This window comes from Comamonas sp. Z3 (assembly GCF_008121565.1).
GTDB classification, from domain to species: domain Bacteria; phylum Pseudomonadota; class Gammaproteobacteria; order Burkholderiales; family Burkholderiaceae_C; genus Comamonas; species Comamonas brasiliensis.
The window spans coordinates 230,901-246,007 of the sequence record NZ_VOQU01000003.1 but is presented as its reverse complement, the minus strand read 5'-3'; the positions used below and the strand labels follow the sequence as shown (position 1 = coordinate 246,007).

The window sequence follows — 15,107 nt, the reverse complement described above, 5'->3', positions numbered from 1 at the left end:
CGCGCGCGCATGCGCACATGTGTGCATATTCAAAGTATCAGAGAAAACATGCCCCGCACATCACTGGCCTCTTCCACAGGCCGCCGTATCCAGACCCGGCGCTCCGGCGTGCACGGCAAAGGCGTTTTCGCCGCGCAGGATATTGCGCAAGGCGAAACCCTTATTGAGTACGTGGGTGAGGTGATCGACTGGCAGGAGGCGCAGGACCGTCATCCGCATGATCCCAGCCAGCCCAATCACACTTTTTATTTTCAGGTCGATGATGAGCGTGTGATCGACGCCACGCACAAGGGCAATTCCTCGCGCTGGATCAATCACAGCTGCGATCCCAACTGCTACACCGACGAGATCGACGGTCGCATCTACATCATTGCACTGCGCAATATTGCCGCAGGCGAGGAACTGAACTACGACTATGGCCTGATGGTGGAGGAGCGCTACACGGCCAAGCTCAAGGCCGAATATGCCTGCTACTGCGGTGCGGCGAACTGCCGTGGCACCATGCTGGCGCCGAAAAGGGGCTGGAAGCCGCCGATGCCTCACGGCACCCCCTGAGCGGCTTTGCCGCTTCCCCCTCTCTCGCGTTGCTTCGCAATGCGGGAGGGGGACGACGCCATCGCCGCGAGGCGGCTCTTGCTCGGCGTCTCTGAGTTGGAACATGCTTGTTCAAGGCGTGCTCGCTGCATAGAAATTTTGGATAAAGAAAATGACTCAGCCGATTCACTGGAATGCCGAAGCCCTGTGGGAAGCCATTGCACCGCAGTTGCCGGGCTTCACGGTCGAGGTGCTGCCGACCATTGGCTCGAGCAACACCGAACTCATGCGCCGCGCGCGCGACGGGCTGACGGAGCCGGTGCTGCTGATTGCCGAGCAGCAGACGCAGGGCCGTGGCCGGCTGGGGCGCAACTGGGTCAGCGGCGTCGGGGATTCGCTGATGTTCTCGCTGGGCCTGCCGCTGGCGCCGCGCGACTGGTCGGGGCTGTCGCTGGCGGTGGGCGTGAGTGTGGCTGAGAGCCTGCAGCCCCATCTGCCGGTTGCCGGCAGCGCCACGCCGCGCATCGGCATCAAATGGCCCAACGATCTGTGGCTGGAAGGCGACCGCAAGCTGGCCGGCATTCTGATCGAGACCGCAAGCTTCGTCGGCACGCAGCAGCACGATATGACGGCGCCGCGCTACGTGGTGATAGGCATCGGCATCAATGTCCGTCCCCGCCCCGGTGACGGCATGCGCACGGCTCCGGCCTGCCTGCAGGAGCTGGATGCCGCGCTGGACGCGCCCACGGCCCTGGCCTGCATATTGCCCAATCTGGTGGCCGAGGTGCAGAGCTTTGCCCGACACGGTTTTGCGCCGCTGATGCAGCGCTTTGCCCAGCGCGATCTGCTGGCCGGGCGCGAAGTGAGTCTGAGCGACGGCACGAGCGGCATGGCCCAGGGTGTGGCGGCCGATGGCGGCTTTCTGGTGCGCACCGCTGCGGGGCTACAGGCCGTGACCAGCTCGGAAATCAGCGTGCGTCCGGCCAGCAGCCCGTTGCAGGCTTGAAATGAAGCACCTCCTGAGGCGCTTTGCGCCTTCCTCCTCTCTCTACGCGCTGCGCGCAAGTGGAGAAGGACGCAGCCCTCGCTGCGGGGCGGCCCTTGCTCGGCTGCCCGCGATTGGAATGCGCCGGGTTCACAGGCCATGCAGGGGCTGTAACCTGGCGGATAACATTGATATGGGAACGCCATGCTGAGAATCGTTTTTCTGCTCCTGGTGCTGGGCAACGCCGGCTACTACCTGTGGAGCCACGGCTATCTGGCCGGCATGGGGCTGGCGCCGGAGCTACAGTCCGAGCCGCAGCGCCTGCAGGAGCAGATCAAGCCCGATGCGCTGGTATTGCAGCAACCTGAAGCCGCGCCGGCTCCCGAACCCGCAAAGACCGAGCCGTCCGAGGCACCCGCAGTGGACGATGGTGCGCCCGCATCCAGGCCCGATGCGCAGGCGGACAGCAAGCCCGAGGCCAAGGCCGAGGACGCCAAGCCTGCAAAGGACGCCAAAACAGCGGTCAAGGAGCCCGAGACCTGCTATCAGGCCAGCGGCATCGAGGAGGCGCAGGCCGACAGCATTCGCCGTGCGCTGGCGGGCAAGTCCAAGAGCGACTGGGAGCTGGTGGCCAGCCACCAGGGCGGGCGCTGGATGGTCTATATGGGCAAGTTCCCCGATACCGAATTCCTGGACCGCAAGCGCGGCGAGCTGCGTCTGATGAATATCGACTTTGACCGAGCGGGTGGCAATCTGGAGCCGGGCTTGTCTCTGGGCCGTTTCTCTACCGAAGAAGCTGCGCAGCGCCAGCTGGCCACGTTTGCGCGCCAGGGCGTGCGTACCGCACGCGTGGTGCAGGAGCGCCCCGATGTGACTACCTATGCGCTGCGCCTGCCCAAGGCCACACCCACCTTCCGCAACGAAGTGGCCGCGCTGGCTGGCAAGAACCTGGTGCCCAAGGCATTGCAAGCCTGCGCCAAGTAATTTTTGTAGCTTCTATCGTAAGAAAGGCCTGCATTTGCAGGCCTTTTGTATTGGAAAACCAGTTGCAACAAGCGCAACCAGCTCCTGTTTTTAGTCCAGATGAATATTGGCCGCTGCGGCCAGCTTCTTCATCTTGGCCACTTCGCTGGAGATCTGCTTGGTGAAGTCAGCGCTCGATGTGCCCGAGGGATACAGGCCTTGAGCAGCCATGCGCTGCTTGACGGCGGGGTCCTTCAGCGCGGCAACGATGGCCTTTTGCACGCGTTCCACTTGCGCGGCAGGCGTGTTCTTGGGGGCCACCAGGCCGAACCAGGAAGGCTCGTTCAGGTCGGGGTGACCGGCCTGGGCATAGGTCTGCACATCGGGCAGCACGTCCAGGCGCTCGTGCCAGGACACGGCCAGGGCGCGCACCTTGCCCGACTTGATATGGGGCAGCGAAGAGTTCACCTGGTCGAAGTAGACCGGCACCTGGTTGCCCAGCACGTCGTTGATGGCCGGAGCCGAGCCGCGGTAGGGGATGTGGTGCATTTCGGTGCCCGTGCTCTTGAGGAACTGGGCGCCCCACATGTGACCGATGGTGCCGTTGCCGGGAGTGGCAAAGGACACCTTGCCGGGGTTGGCCTTGAGGTAGGCTACGAACTCGGCAAAAGTCTTCACGGGGATCAGCTTGGGGTTGATCACCAGCACGCCGGGAGCCTTCACGATCTCGGTCACGCCCACGAAGTCGTTGGTCGCGTCGTAGGGCAGCTTCTTGAACACGGCGGGGTTCACGCCATGGGTGGACAGCGTGGCGATACCGAAGGTCACGCCGTCGGTGGCGCGGGCCACTTCGGCCATGCCGATGGAGCCGCCGGCTCCGGCCTTGTTTTCAATCACCACGGCCTGGCCGCCCAGCAGCTTGATCAGCACGTCCTGCATGTTGCGGGGCACCATGTCGGTGGGGCCGCCGGCAGGGAAGGGCACGACGATGCGCAGAGGACGCGAGGTGTCCTGCGCCATGCTCATGCCGGAGAAGGAAGAAGCGGCTGCGGCAGCAGCGGCGGTGTAGATGAATTGACGACGTTGCATCAAAAAGCTCCCTGGATCCGTTGATTCCAAATTGCTGTCTTGCGGTGGCACAAAAAGCGACTCCTCAGACAACCCATGATCGAATTGATTCTAGGGTAAGCGAGAGGTTGTCAGATACGCAGTTTCCGTTATGCGAATCGGGGCAAAGGGGCGCAAAGCCAAGTCTGGCGCGGTTTTTCAGGCCGCAAGGGCACCAAGTTGGTGCGCGTGCGGAACGATTTCACTGCTGTCCCGGCATGGCCTTGAAGCGCACGGTAAACAGCGCTCCCGGCGGCACATGGCCGGGCCTGGCGTCTTGCAGCAGCACTTGCGCGCCATGCTGGCGTGCGATTTCCATGACGATGGGCAGACCCAGGCCGGAGCCGTCGGCTTCGGAGCCCAGTGCGCGGTAAAAGGGCTGGAAGATCAGCTCGCGCTCGGCCAGCGGCACGCCGGGGCCGGAGTCCTCGACCTGCAGCAGCAGGATCTGGCCGAAATGATCGGCCTGCACGCGCACGGTGACCACGCCTGGCTGTTTGCTGGTCGATGGCGTGTAGTTGATGGCGTTGTCCACCAGATTGCGCACCAGCTCGGTCAGCAGCGTGGCATTGCCGTTGAGCCAGACGCCGGGCGTGCTGGCGCCGGCGCCCTCGTAGCCCAGGTCGATGTGCTTGTCCATGGCGCGCGGCAGGCAGTCCTGCACCACCTCAGTGACGATGCGCACGAGGTTGCAGCCCTGCATGGCGGGTACGGCGCTCTCGGCCCGCGCCAGCGCCAGCAACTGGTTGACGGTATGCGTGGCGCGCATGCTGGAGCGGCCGATCTGCGCCAGCGAGCGCTTCAGATCTTCGGTATTCGTGCCCTCGCGCTGGGCCAGGTCGGCCTGCATGCGCAGCCCCGCCAGCGGGGTCTTCAACTGGTGGGCGGCGTCGGCCAGAAAGCGCTTTTGCGTGGCGATGGAGTCATGCAGACGCTGCAGCAGATCGTTGACCGAGTCGACCAGCGGCACCACTTCCAGCGGCACATCCTTGTGGTTGATGGGCGAGAGATCTTCGGGCTTGCGCGCGCGGATGCGTTCCTCCAGCCGGTGCAGCGGCTTGATGCCGCGCGCCAGCGCCAGCCACACCAGCAGCGCGGCCAGCGGCAGGATGACGAACTGCGGCAGCATCACGCCCTTGATGATTTCCGTGGCCAGCACGCTGCGCTTTTCGCGCGTTTCGGCGACCTGCACCAGGGCGCTGGGCTCGCCGGGCAGCGGCATGCGCACCCAGATATAGGCCACGCGCAGGTCTATGCCCTTGTATTCCTCGTCGCGCAGCAGCACCGTGCCCGTGGGCGGGTCCTCATCGGTGGTAGGCGGGCGGGGCAGGTCGCGTTCGCCGGCCAGATATTCGCCCCTGGTGCCGCGGACCTGGAAGAACACCGTGTCCGACTCATCGGCGCGCAGGATCTCGCTGGCGGACTGCGGCAGATTGAACTGCACCTTGCCGCGCTGCACGATGACCAGCTGGGCCAGGGCCTGGGCGTTGTACTCCAGTGCGCGATCGAAGGGCTTGTTGGCCAGGCCCTGGGCCACCAGCCAGGTCAGCGCCAGGCTCACGGGCCAGAGCAGCAGCAGCGGCGTGAGCATCCAGTCGAGGATCTCGCCAAAGAGGGATCGCTGCTCACGCTGAAAGATCTTCATGGCTGGTGCGCTATCTCATCCAAGAGGCAGCCAGCGAGGGCCGCCCCGAAGCAAAGGCTGCCGTCCCCCTGGGGGGAAGCGGCGGGGCAGCCTAGGCAAAGCCGCTCAGGGAGGGGTGATTTTTTCCAGGCAGTAGCCGAGGCCACGCACGGTGGCGATGCGGATCGGCCCTTTCTCGATCTTCTTGCGCAGCCGGTGGATATAGACCTCGATGGCATTGTTGCTCACCTCCTCGCCCCATTCGCACAGGCGCTCCACCAGCTGGTCCTTGCTGACCAGGCGGCCTGCGCGTTGCAGCAGCACCTCGAGCAGACCCAGCTCGCGTGCCGACAGCTCCACCATCTTGCCGTCGATGGTGGCGACCCGGCCGGTCTGGTCATAGACCAGCGGGCCATGCTTGATGGTGGAGCTGGCACCGCCCATGCCGCGACGCGTGAGGGCGCGTACGCGCGCTTCCAGCTCGGACAGCGCAAACGGCTTGGCCATGTAGTCGTCGGCACCGTAGTCCAGGCCTTGCACCCGCTCCTCGATGGAATCGGCTGCCGTGAGAATCAGCACCGGCAGCGCGTCGCCGCGCCCGCGCAGGCGCTTGAGCACTTCCAGGCCGTGCACCTTGGGCAGGCCCAGATCGAGAATCAGCAAATCGAATTCGCTGCTGGTCAGCAAGGCGGTATCGGCCTCGCTGCCGTTGGCCACATGGCTGACGACGGCGCCCGAGCTGCGCAGTGTGCGCAGCAGGCCGTCTGCCAGCACCTGGTCGTCTTCGGCAATCAGTATGCGCATGGGAGTCTCCTGCTTGTTATGTGTGCCTGTTTGCACTTTTGCTGCCATTGTAGGGACGGGCCAAGGCCGTCCGGCGCAATTGTCGACAGGCGCTCGCAGGCGTCGGGCCTCAGTAGCCTTCGGCATAGGCTTCCAGGCCCAGCGCCACCACGGTGGCCACATCCTCGCCCACGGCCTCGCGGAACTCGGCCTCGGCCTGGCTCACGGCGTCGTGAAAAGCCCGCAGCCAGACCAGGCCCGCATCGGTGAAGCGCACGCGCCTGGCGCGCCCATCGTGCGGGTCGATCGCGCGCGTGACCAGGCCCCAGGCCTCGCACTGCGTCACCAGGTCGGCCATGGCCTGTTTGCTCATGCCTGCCTTGTCGGCCAGATCGGTGAGGCGGTCGCCGGCCAGGGACAGATGGCGCGTGATGTGGATGTGGGCTGCCCCCACCTTGTCGCGCGCCGCCAGGTTGGACAGGGCCAGCGGCACCTCCACATCGCGTGCCATGAGCTGCAGCACGCGTGCATCGAAGCGGCGCATGGCATGGCCGAGCAGGCGGCCCAGATGGGTCTGGCGCCAGGCATCTTCGGCGGGGGTGACAGGTGCAATTTCGGACATGGGTAAATAGTAAGGCAAACTGACTAAATATTTGGACGCACAGCCGATACAAGCTCATAAACTACTGTTCAAGCATCCAGCCTGAATGTAAAGACAGGGCTGGCCACAGACAGTCATTCACCTACTTCGGAGCCTGATATGAACGCCATCGCCAAGACCAACGACGCCAACAGCGAAAAAGCCAAAGCCCTGGCAGCCGCCCTGGCCCAGATCGAAAAGCAGTTCGGCAAGGGCACCATCATGAAGCTCGGCGAAGGTGAGGCCATTGAAGACATCCAGGTCGTCTCCACCGGCTCGCTGGGCCTGGATATCGCACTGGGCGTGGGTGGTCTGCCGCGTGGTCGCGTGATTGAAATCTACGGTCCAGAATCCTCGGGCAAGACCACGCTGACGCTGCAGGTCATTGCCGAGATGCAAAAGCAGGCCGGCACCTGTGCCTTCATCGATGCCGAACACGCACTCGACACCGGCTATGCCCAGAAGCTGGGCGTGAACCTCAACGATCTGTTGATCAGCCAGCCCGACACCGGTGAGCAGGCCCTTGAAATCTGCGACAGCCTGGTGCGCTCGGGTGCCGTGGATCTGATCGTCATCGACTCGGTGGCCGCATTGACGCCCAAGGCCGAAATCGAAGGCGAGATGGGCGACGCCCTGCCCGGCCTGCAGGCCCGTCTGATGAGCCAGGCCCTGCGCAAGCTGACGGCCACCATCAAGAAGACCAACTGCATGGTCATCTTCATCAACCAGATCCGCATGAAGATCGGCGTGATGTTCGGCTCGCCCGAGACCACCACCGGCGGCAATGCGCTGAAGTTCTATGCCTCCGTGCGTCTGGATATCCGCCGCACCGGCACCATCAAGAAGGGCGATGAGGCCATCGGCAACGAAACCAAGGTCAAGGTCGTGAAGAACAAGGTCTCGCCTCCCTTCAAGACGGCCGAGTTCGACATCTTGTTTGGCGAAGGCATCAGCCGCGAAGGCGAGATTCTGGACATGGGCGTGAACGCCAAGATCCTGGAAAAAAGCGGTGCCTGGTATGCCTACAACGGCGAAAAAATCGGCCAGGGCCGCGACAACTCGCGTGAGTTTCTGCGCGAGAACCCCGCGCTGGCCATCGAAATCGAGAACAAGGTGCGCGATAGCCTGGGCATCAAGCTGCTGCCCATGGACGGGGCTGCCGCCGCCGAAGCCAAGCCTGCCAAGGGCGGCAAGGGCAAGGTAGACAAGGACGGTGTGATCGAGGCCTGAGCCTCCTGAGCGACCAGGTCGCTTTCCCTTGCCGAATGCCTGGCATCGGCAGGGACTGAGATTCCCGCTGCAGGGCAGCGGGGCCCTGGCCCGGTGCTCGCTGCTATCGATGTGAAAGCCTGGCGGGGCCAAAAGTTAGCCATCTTTGCGCAGGCGGTCCCTGCGCATTTTTTATGGGAGAGATCCGAGCATGAGCTTTGCCAAGCTCTCACTCAAGGGCCGCGCCCTGAAGCTGCTGGCGCAGCGCGAGCATTCGCGGCTGGAGCTGCAGCGCAAGCTCGCTGCACATGTGGAGGAGGGCGATGATCTGAATGCCGTTCTCGACGAGCTGGAGCAGCGTGGCTTCATCAGCGTGGAGCGCGTGGTCGAGTCTGTCATGCGCAGCAAGGCCAGCCGTTATGGCGCAGCGCGTCTGGTGCATGACCTGCGCAGCAAGGGGCTGGATGAAGAGACCGTGCGCCAGGCGGGCGAGCAGCTGCGCTGCAGCGAGCTGCAGCGTGCGCGCGAGCTGTGGTGCAAGCGTTTTGGCAGCGTTCCCGTCGACATCAAGGAAAAGGCCAGGCAGCTGCGCTTTCTGGCTTCGCGCGGCTTTTCGGCAGATGTGGCTTCACGCGTGCTGCGCGATGCTCCATACTGCGCAGCACCCGACAGCGAGGACTGAGCTGCAGCCTGCTCCCTCCTGCTGGACGAGGAACCGCTTCTTACACCGGAGGGACCCACGTGCTGACTGCTTCGCAACCCCCTGACGCCCCATCCGCCCTGCGCGTGGGCCTGAGTGCCGGCAAATCGCTGCTGGGCGGCCTGATGCTCGGTGCCTTGCTGGCCCTGGTGCTGGGCTGCGGCGCGGCCGTGTTCTATTTTTCGCGCCTGATGGCCGATCCCGGCCAGGGCATTCATGCCTCGGCCCATACCGGCATCTACGGCGCCGTGATCAGCCTGCTGATGTCGCCGCCGCTGCTGGTGGCCGTGGTCCTGATCTTCATCATTCCCGCCTACCTCATGGTCGGTCTGCAGTTGGGCCGCGCCCGCGCGGCAGGCAAGCTGGTGGCGCGCTACGGCCAGGGCCTGGCCGAGCGTCTGGCGGCCATGCTGGCACAGCGCATCGAGGCCCTGCCCAGCGCTCACAAGGCCATGCACAAGGCGGCCGATCTGCTCACCGTGGGCGCGGCGATGGAGCATCTGCAGCCCTGGGTCGGCAACGGGCGTGCCGTGCAGTTCGTGGTGCGCAGCGTGCTCAATCGCTTGCCGCTGGCCGACCTGCTCGAGGAATGGGGCCACACGCGCGCCCAGTGGGGCAGCGAAGGCGGCAAGGACGATCCGGCGCTGCGCGCCTTTCTGGGCGCCCGCATCCAGGAGATGCTGCAGGGCCTGACCGAGCCGCCCTGGACGCTGCTGTGGATCTTGCTGGCCGGGCATGCTGCCGTGCTCGGCTTCGGCATCTGGCTGACTGCCTGAGGGACCGGGTGGGCGCGGTGCTGGCCTAGTCCCGGCTGCTGCGTGTCGCCCACCAGCAGATCAGCGAGCCCAGCGTGACCAGGGCCACGCCCTGCCAGAAGCTCCAGCCCGGCAACACCTGCAGCAGGGCGCTGGCCATCAGCGCCGAGAGCACGGGCGTGAAGTAGGACGCCGCGGCCAGCAGGGCCAGCTTGCCATGTTGGATGCCATGCTCCCAGCAGCTGTAGCCCAGCGCCGTGAGTGCGCCGACCAGAACCACCTGGCCGGCGGTGAGCCAGGTCCAGTGCATGGGCTGTGGTGCGTCCAGCATCAGCCATTTGAGCCACAGCGCCAAGGCCGTCCAGGTCACGAACAGGCCCACGGCGTTGAAGCCCGCACCATGGCGGCGCGCCAGCAGCGAATAGGCCGGCCAGAGCAGGGCGGCGGCAAAACCCATGCCATAGGCCAGCGGGTTGCTCTGTACATGGCTCCACATGACCGGCAGGCTGAAGCTTGCGCCGCCCAGCACGCGCGCCAGGCCCCACAGGCAGATCAGCACCCCGGGCCACAGCCACCAGCGCGCCGCCTGCTGGCCGCACAGCACGGCCAGCACGATGGTGAGGCTGGGCCAGAGGTAGTTGATGAGCCCGATCTCCATGGCCTGGCTGCGGTCGTGAGCCAGGCCCACGGCCACGGACAGGCAGATCTCGTAGACCAAGAACAGCAGGCCGCAGCCCCAGAGATAGGCCGGATGCATGCTGCGCCAGCGGGCCAGCTCGCGCCAGCCTTTGCGCCCGCGTGCCACGGCAATGCAGAGGGCGGCCATGGTGTAGAGGCAGGCCGCGCCGCCGACCGCACCCAGCGGCTCGGCCACGGCGCGCATCAGGCCCACGGTGCAGCTCCAGCAGAGCACGGCCAGCAGGCCTATCAGGGTGGCGCGGTGCTGCAGGCTGGGATTCTGGGACATGGGACGGGCCGGATTATCAAAACAATAGCTACCTGCGCCTTTCAGATAAGGAATTTCAGGCAAAACACCTCAAATTCCATGCTGGGAAAGTGCCAGCTGCTATCCAAAACAAGAATGCCGCGCATTGTGCGCCGAGCTTACTGGATTGCCACCACACCGACCGCGGCGCGCTTGCGCACGAACTGGTAGGCCACGCCCAGCAGCACAAACCACAACGGGGTGACGATCAGTGCCTGGCGCGTATCGTCCTTGAGCGTGAGCAGCACCAGAATACCCGCGAAGAAGGCCAGGCAGGCCACACACATGGGGACGCCGCCGGGCATCCTGAAACGGGAGGCCAGGTGCAGCGCTGCACGCTGGCGGCGGTAGGCGATGTAGGACAGCAGAATCAGCGACCAGACAAACATGAACAGAATGGCCGATACCGTGGTCACCAGGGTGAAGGCTTCCATCAGATCGGGAATCATCCACATCAGGAAAGCGCCTGCCAGCAGGCAGATGCACGAAAACATGAGGCCGCGCGAGGGCACGCTGCGCGATGACAGGGTGCCGAAGGACTTGGGGGCATCGCCCTTGAGCGACAGGCCGTAGAGCATGCGGCTGGTGGAGAACACTCCGCTGTTGGCCGAGGAGGCGGCCGAGGTCAGCACCACGAAGTTGATCACGCCGGCTGCGGCGGGCAGACCGGCCAGCACGAACAGTTCCACGAACGGGCTCTTGCCCGGCACCACGTCGCGCCAGGGCGTGACGGTCATGATGGCCACCAGCGCCAGCACGTAAAAGACGATGATGCGCACGGGAATCGAGTTGATGGCGCGCGGCAGCGTGCGCTCCGGATCCTTGGCCTCGGCGGCGGTGGTGCCTACCAGTTCGATGCCGACAAAGGCGAACACCGCAATCTGGAAGCCCGCGAAAAAGCCCATCAGACCGTTGGGGAACATGCCGCCGTCATTCCAGAGATTGGCCAGCGCAGCCTGGCGACCCGCAGGCGATACGAAGCCCGAGAACACCATCCACAGGCCCACGCCGATCAGCGTCACGATGGCCACGATCTTGATCATGGCGAACCAGAACTCGGTCTCGCCGAACAGCTTCACCGTCAGCAGGTTCAGGCCCAGCAGCAGCAGCACGCAGGCAATGGCAGGCAGCCACTGCGGGATGTCGGGGAACCAGAACTGTGCGTAGCCGGTGATGGCAATCACATCCGCGATGCCGGTGACGATCCAGCAGAACCAGTAGGTCCAGCCCGTGAAAAAGCCTGCCCAGGGGCCCAGCAGATCGGCAGAGAAATCGATGAAGGAGCGGTACTGAAGATTGGACAGCAGCAGCTCGCCCATGGCCCGCATCACGAAGAACAGCATGATGCCGATGGCCATGTACACGAAGACGATGGACGGCCCGGCCAGGCTGATGGTCTTGCCCGAGCCCATGAACAGGCCCGTACCTATGGCGCCGCCGATGGCGATCAGCTGTATGTGGCGATTGGTGAGATTGCGTTGCAGGTGGTCATGGCCATCCTGGCCCGGCGCGTCTGATGCCTTGCGAGTCATCTGAGGGAAACCTTTGCAAAAGCTGCCGTCGCCACGAACGGCAACGCCGCCGCTGCGGCGCCGGACCGCAATGGCTGGCAGGAAACCTGAAATCTTAGAGCGTGTTTACGATCTCTACGCAGCCGCGTTGGAGCGCAATCGGGATGAGTTCGAAGCGATGGCTCGCTGCTTGCACCGGGGTGCAAGCAAGAGTTAGCGCACAGAAATCGCCCGATTGCGCTCCAACCCTTCGGGACAGGGGCTTTGCGGACGCCCGGTCAGGGGCGGTCTGCGACGTTGCCTCGCCGGCCGCGCGAATCCTCGCAATAGCGCGGCTATTGCTGCGGTGTCGCGCGCGGGGGGCCGCCCCCTTGCATCCCATCCCGCAAAGCCTCTGTCGCGGCGCGAGGAGATCGTAAACACGCTCTTAGAGTCGGCAAGGATAAACCAAGCCGGCCCATGGCATCCGGGGTACTGGCATCCGGGCTGGGGCAGCAGCACCTGGCGGTGTCAACCGCCCTGTGCCGGCCCTTTGTCTTCGTGTCCGGTCTGGCAAGCAGTGCCCGGCGTCCTGGCGCCGCAGGAGTTCGGCGGCGGGCCGGTGCCGGGCAGGCGTATTAGATATGCCCGCCGGGGCGGGCATCAGCCGATGTGGAGCGCATGCAGGCGCTGGTGCGCGCGGGGCAAGCGCCTGCAGCTATCGCAACCGTAGCGAGTCGGAGCGCCGACCGAGCCCACGCTTACAGGCCCAGCATGATCTGCAGGTTCTGCACGGCGGCGCCGCTGGCACCCTTGCCCAGATTGTCCAGACGTGCGATCAGCACGGCCTGGCGATATTGCTCGTTGGCAAACACGCGCAGTTCCAGCTTGTTGGTATTGGCCAGGGTATCGGCGGCCAGCTTGTTGTCGTCCGTGGGCGGCAGCACGCTGACCCAGTTGGCGCTGGTGTTGGTCTGGGCGTAATGGCTGGCCAGAGCGTCGTGCAGGTCGGCGGCCTTGGGCGCGCCGGGCAGCAGATCGAGGTGCAACGGCAGCTGCACCAGCATCCCCTGGGCAAAGTTGCTCACGGCGGGGATGAACACGGGGCGGCGGGTCATGCCGGTGTAGTGCAGGATTTCGGGAATGTGCTTGTGCGACAGACCCAGTGCGTAGGCCTCGTAAGGTGCGGCATCGCCGCCTTCGTAGGCTTCGATCATGGTGCGGCCGCCGCCGGTGTAGCCGGACACGGAGGGCAGGCTCACGGGGTAGTCGGCGGGAATCAGGCCGGCAGCCACCAGCGGTGCCAGCAGGGCGATGGCGCCCGTGGCATAGCAGCCGGGGTTGGAGACGCGGGTGGCGTTCTTCACGGCGTCGAGCTGGCCGGCGCGCAGTTCGGGGAAGCCGTAGACCCAGCCTGCGGCCGTGCGATGGGCGGTGGAGGCGTCGATGATCTTGATGGCGCGGCCAGTCTCTGCGGTGATGGAGTCCACCATGGCAGCGGTTTCACGGGCGGCATCGTCGTGCAGGCAGAGGATGACCAGGTCCACGCCGGCAATCAGAGAGCGTTTGGCGGCCGGGTCCTTGCGCAGTGCGGGGTCGATGCTGACCAGCTCCACACCTGCAAAATCGACCAGACGATCACGGATCTGCAGACCTGTGGTTCCTGCTTCTCCGTCAATAAAGACTTTTGCCATTGCATTTTCTCCTGCACCGGCGCGCGCATTTCTTGGTTTATATGCCGCTGCCTGCGGCACCATTGCCGCTTTCCGAGCGGTGATTGTCCTTGAATCTCGTCAGGCATGCGCACTGCCTGTCTTTTAGGCAAGTCTTGCGCGAATGGCCCAGTAGACGTAGCAGCTATTCGCAGTTGTCAGCACATTGCCAGCCGCTGCTTCAATGCCCTTGACTCGTATATAAGACATAAGAAAGTTGCGGGAAGAAAAGATATCGTGTAGGAATAATTTCCCTAAGAAATTCAAGGCATTGCAGCTGTTTCCGGAACACGACAAAGTTGCGTGAAATTGTGGATTTTGCGCATGTTCAGGTGTCGTTTTGCGCGGTGCAGCATGGTACATTCCTGCTCGCCATGTCATATGAACCCGATGGCCAGGCTCCCCCGAGTCGGTGGCAAGCGGGTATTTCCCCTCAGTTCAGAGAGACAAAGTCATGAAGATTCATGAATACCAAGGCAAGGAAATCTTGCGCCAATTTGGTGTGCCCGTTCCCCGTGGCATTCCTGCGTTTACCGTGCAAGAGGCTGTTGAAGCAGCCCAGAAGCTGGGTGGACCCGTGTGGGTGGTGAAGGCCCAGATCCACGCTGGTGGCCGCGGCAAGGGCGGCGGCGTGAAGGTTGCCAAGTCCATCGAGGACGTGCAGAAGCTGTCCGAGCAGATCCTGGGCATGCAGCTGGTGACTCACCAGACCGGCCCCGAAGGTCAGAAGGTCCGTCGCCTGTACATCGAAGACGGCGCCGACATCAAGAACGAACTGTATGTGTCGCTGGTGACTGACCGTGCCACACAGAAGGTTGCCTTGATCGCTTCCAGCGAAGGCGGCATGGACATCGAGGAAGTGGCTCACTCCACTCCCGAAAAGATCATCACCGAGATGATCGACCCCCTGACCGGCATCACCGAAGCGCAATCGCGCAAGGTGGCAGCTGCCATCGGTCTGGAAGGCAAGTCCGTGGATCAGGCCGTGGATCTGTTCGCCAAGATCTACAAGTGCTACATGGACACCGACGCGTCGCTGGTGGAAATCAACCCCCTGAACTGCGACTCCAAGGGCGACCTGATGGCCCTGGACGCCAAGTTCAACTTCGACCCCAACGCGCTGTTCCGCCACCCCGAAATCGTGGCCTTCCGCGATCTGGACGAAGAAGACGCTGCCGAAATCGAAGCCTCCAAGTTCGATCTGGCCTACATCTCCCTGGACGGCAACATCGGCTGCCTGGTGAACGGCGCCGGTCTGGCCATGGCCACCATGGACACCATCAAGCTGTTCGGCGGCGAACCTGCCAACTTCCTGGACGTGGGCGGCGGCGCTACGGCCGAGAAGGTGACGGAAGCCTTCAAGATCATGCTCAAGAACCCTGAAGTCAAGGGTATTTTGGTCAATATCTTCGGCGGCATCATGAAGTGCGACACCATCGCCAACGGCGTGGTCACCGCCTGCAAGGCCGTGAACCTGAGCGTGCCTCTGGTCGTGCGCATGAAGGGCACCAACGAAGAGCTGGGCAAGCAGATCCTCAAGGATTCCGGTCTGCCCATCATCGCTGCTGACACCATGGCTGAAGCAGCGACCAAGATCGTTGCTGCCGTTAAGTAATACGC

Annotated in this window: 14 protein-coding genes; 7 read left to right on the top strand and 7 right to left on the bottom strand. The window is 64.0% G+C overall.

The genetic code is table 11. The annotated features are described in order from the left end of the window. Positions 1-48 precede the first annotated feature (48 nt). From FSY59_RS09675 to FSY59_RS09665, 3 genes are all read left to right on the top strand, one after another. Complete coding sequence (locus FSY59_RS09675) at positions 49-555, top strand: SET domain-containing protein (RefSeq protein WP_003060037.1); 507 nt, start codon at positions 49-51, stop codon at positions 553-555. Between the two features lie 151 nt (positions 556-706). Next, complete coding sequence (locus FSY59_RS09670) at positions 707-1,540, top strand: biotin--[acetyl-CoA-carboxylase] ligase (protein WP_050873138.1); 834 nt, start codon at positions 707-709, stop codon at positions 1,538-1,540. Between the two features lie 183 nt (positions 1,541-1,723). Further along, positions 1,724-2,503: an SPOR domain-containing protein gene (locus tag FSY59_RS09665; protein ID WP_148728879.1), complete on the top strand. Its 780-nt coding sequence runs from the start codon at positions 1,724-1,726 to the stop codon at positions 2,501-2,503. A gap of 90 nt (positions 2,504-2,593) precedes the next feature. Here the strand turns inward: FSY59_RS09665 and FSY59_RS09660 are convergent, their stop codons facing one another. The 4 genes from FSY59_RS09660 to FSY59_RS09645 all read right to left on the bottom strand — a co-directional run bounded on the left by FSY59_RS09660 (position 2,594) and on the right by FSY59_RS09645 (position 6,618). Next, positions 2,594-3,571, bottom strand: coding sequence for a tripartite tricarboxylate transporter substrate-binding protein (locus FSY59_RS09660; RefSeq protein ID WP_003060043.1), 978 nt, complete (start codon positions 3,569-3,571; stop codon positions 2,594-2,596). Between the two features lie 220 nt (positions 3,572-3,791). After that, on the bottom strand, positions 3,792-5,234 hold the full coding sequence (locus FSY59_RS09655) for a sensor histidine kinase (RefSeq protein WP_043375945.1): 1,443 nt from the start codon (positions 5,232-5,234) through the stop codon (positions 3,792-3,794). Between the two features lie 105 nt (positions 5,235-5,339). Beyond that, positions 5,340-6,017, bottom strand: a complete 678-nt coding sequence (locus FSY59_RS09650; protein WP_003060046.1) for a response regulator transcription factor — start codon at positions 6,015-6,017, stop codon at positions 5,340-5,342. A gap of 109 nt (positions 6,018-6,126) precedes the next feature. Beyond that, the gene (locus FSY59_RS09645) at positions 6,127-6,618 is read right to left on the bottom strand and encodes a MarR family winged helix-turn-helix transcriptional regulator (protein ID WP_003060049.1); all 492 of its coding nucleotides are present in this window, start codon (positions 6,616-6,618) and stop codon (positions 6,127-6,129) included. 138 nt (positions 6,619-6,756) lie between these two features. Between FSY59_RS09645 and recA the strand changes: the two genes are divergently transcribed. The 3 genes from recA to FSY59_RS09630 all read left to right on the top strand — a co-directional run bounded on the left by recA (position 6,757) and on the right by FSY59_RS09630 (position 9,321). Next, complete coding sequence (recA, locus tag FSY59_RS09640; RefSeq protein WP_003060050.1) at positions 6,757-7,866, top strand: recombinase RecA; 1,110 nt, start codon at positions 6,757-6,759, stop codon at positions 7,864-7,866. A 190-nt stretch (positions 7,867-8,056) separates the two neighbouring features. Next, positions 8,057-8,527 (top strand): recombination regulator RecX, encoded by a 471-nt coding sequence (gene recX, locus FSY59_RS09635; RefSeq protein ID WP_148728878.1) that lies wholly within the window; start codon positions 8,057-8,059, stop codon positions 8,525-8,527. A gap of 59 nt (positions 8,528-8,586) precedes the next feature. Beyond that, positions 8,587-9,321 (top strand): hypothetical protein, encoded by a 735-nt coding sequence (locus FSY59_RS09630; RefSeq protein WP_043375942.1) that lies wholly within the window; start codon positions 8,587-8,589, stop codon positions 9,319-9,321. A gap of 25 nt (positions 9,322-9,346) precedes the next feature. On the opposite strand, the gene yddG is transcribed toward FSY59_RS09630, so the two are convergent. The 3 genes from yddG to argC form a co-directional block, all read right to left on the bottom strand. After that, positions 9,347-10,267 (bottom strand): aromatic amino acid DMT transporter YddG, encoded by a 921-nt coding sequence (yddG, locus tag FSY59_RS09625; RefSeq protein ID WP_148728877.1) that lies wholly within the window; start codon positions 10,265-10,267, stop codon positions 9,347-9,349. A gap of 137 nt (positions 10,268-10,404) precedes the next feature. Next, positions 10,405-11,817 carry a D-serine/D-alanine/glycine transporter gene (gene cycA, locus FSY59_RS09620; RefSeq protein ID WP_003060059.1) on the bottom strand — a complete coding sequence of 471 codons (1,413 nt, stop codon included), beginning with the start codon at positions 11,815-11,817 and terminating at the stop codon, positions 10,405-10,407. 719 nt (positions 11,818-12,536) lie between these two features. After that, a complete protein-coding gene (argC, locus tag FSY59_RS09615) occupies positions 12,537-13,469 on the bottom strand; it encodes an N-acetyl-gamma-glutamyl-phosphate reductase (protein ID WP_003060061.1) in 933 nt (310 codons plus the stop codon). 472 nt (positions 13,470-13,941) lie between these two features. Here argC and sucC point away from each other — a divergent pair, with 472 nt between their 5' ends. After that, positions 13,942-15,102 (top strand): ADP-forming succinate--CoA ligase subunit beta, encoded by a 1,161-nt coding sequence (gene sucC / locus FSY59_RS09610; protein WP_003060063.1) that lies wholly within the window; start codon positions 13,942-13,944, stop codon positions 15,100-15,102. Positions 15,103-15,107 lie beyond the last annotated feature (5 nt).

What these genes read in the sequence shown, in the direction of transcription:
- FSY59_RS09655 (WP_043375945.1), bottom strand. Translation starts at nt 5,234, where the DNA reads ATGAAGATCTTTCAGCGTGAGCAGCGATCCCTCTTTGGCGAGATCCTC.
- recA (WP_003060050.1), top strand. Translation starts at nt 6,757, where the DNA reads ATGAACGCCATCGCCAAGACCAACGACGCCAACAGCGAAAAAGCCAAA.
- cycA (WP_003060059.1), bottom strand. Translation starts at nt 11,817, where the DNA reads ATGACTCGCAAGGCATCAGACGCGCCGGGCCAGGATGGCCATGACCAC.
- FSY59_RS09660 (WP_003060043.1), bottom strand. Translation starts at nt 3,571, where the DNA reads ATGCAACGTCGTCAATTCATCTACACCGCCGCTGCTGCCGCAGCCGCT.
- FSY59_RS09675 (WP_003060037.1), top strand. Translation starts at nt 49, where the DNA reads ATGCCCCGCACATCACTGGCCTCTTCCACAGGCCGCCGTATCCAGACC.
- sucC (WP_003060063.1), top strand. Translation starts at nt 13,942, where the DNA reads ATGAAGATTCATGAATACCAAGGCAAGGAAATCTTGCGCCAATTTGGT.
- FSY59_RS09665 (WP_148728879.1), top strand. Translation starts at nt 1,724, where the DNA reads ATGCTGAGAATCGTTTTTCTGCTCCTGGTGCTGGGCAACGCCGGCTAC.
- yddG (WP_148728877.1), bottom strand. Translation starts at nt 10,267, where the DNA reads ATGTCCCAGAATCCCAGCCTGCAGCACCGCGCCACCCTGATAGGCCTG.
- FSY59_RS09670 (WP_050873138.1), top strand. Translation starts at nt 707, where the DNA reads ATGACTCAGCCGATTCACTGGAATGCCGAAGCCCTGTGGGAAGCCATT.
- argC (WP_003060061.1), bottom strand. Translation starts at nt 13,469, where the DNA reads ATGGCAAAAGTCTTTATTGACGGAGAAGCAGGAACCACAGGTCTGCAG.
- FSY59_RS09650 (WP_003060046.1), bottom strand. Translation starts at nt 6,017, where the DNA reads ATGCGCATACTGATTGCCGAAGACGACCAGGTGCTGGCAGACGGCCTG.
- FSY59_RS09645 (WP_003060049.1), bottom strand. Translation starts at nt 6,618, where the DNA reads ATGTCCGAAATTGCACCTGTCACCCCCGCCGAAGATGCCTGGCGCCAG.
- recX (WP_148728878.1), top strand. Translation starts at nt 8,057, where the DNA reads ATGAGCTTTGCCAAGCTCTCACTCAAGGGCCGCGCCCTGAAGCTGCTG.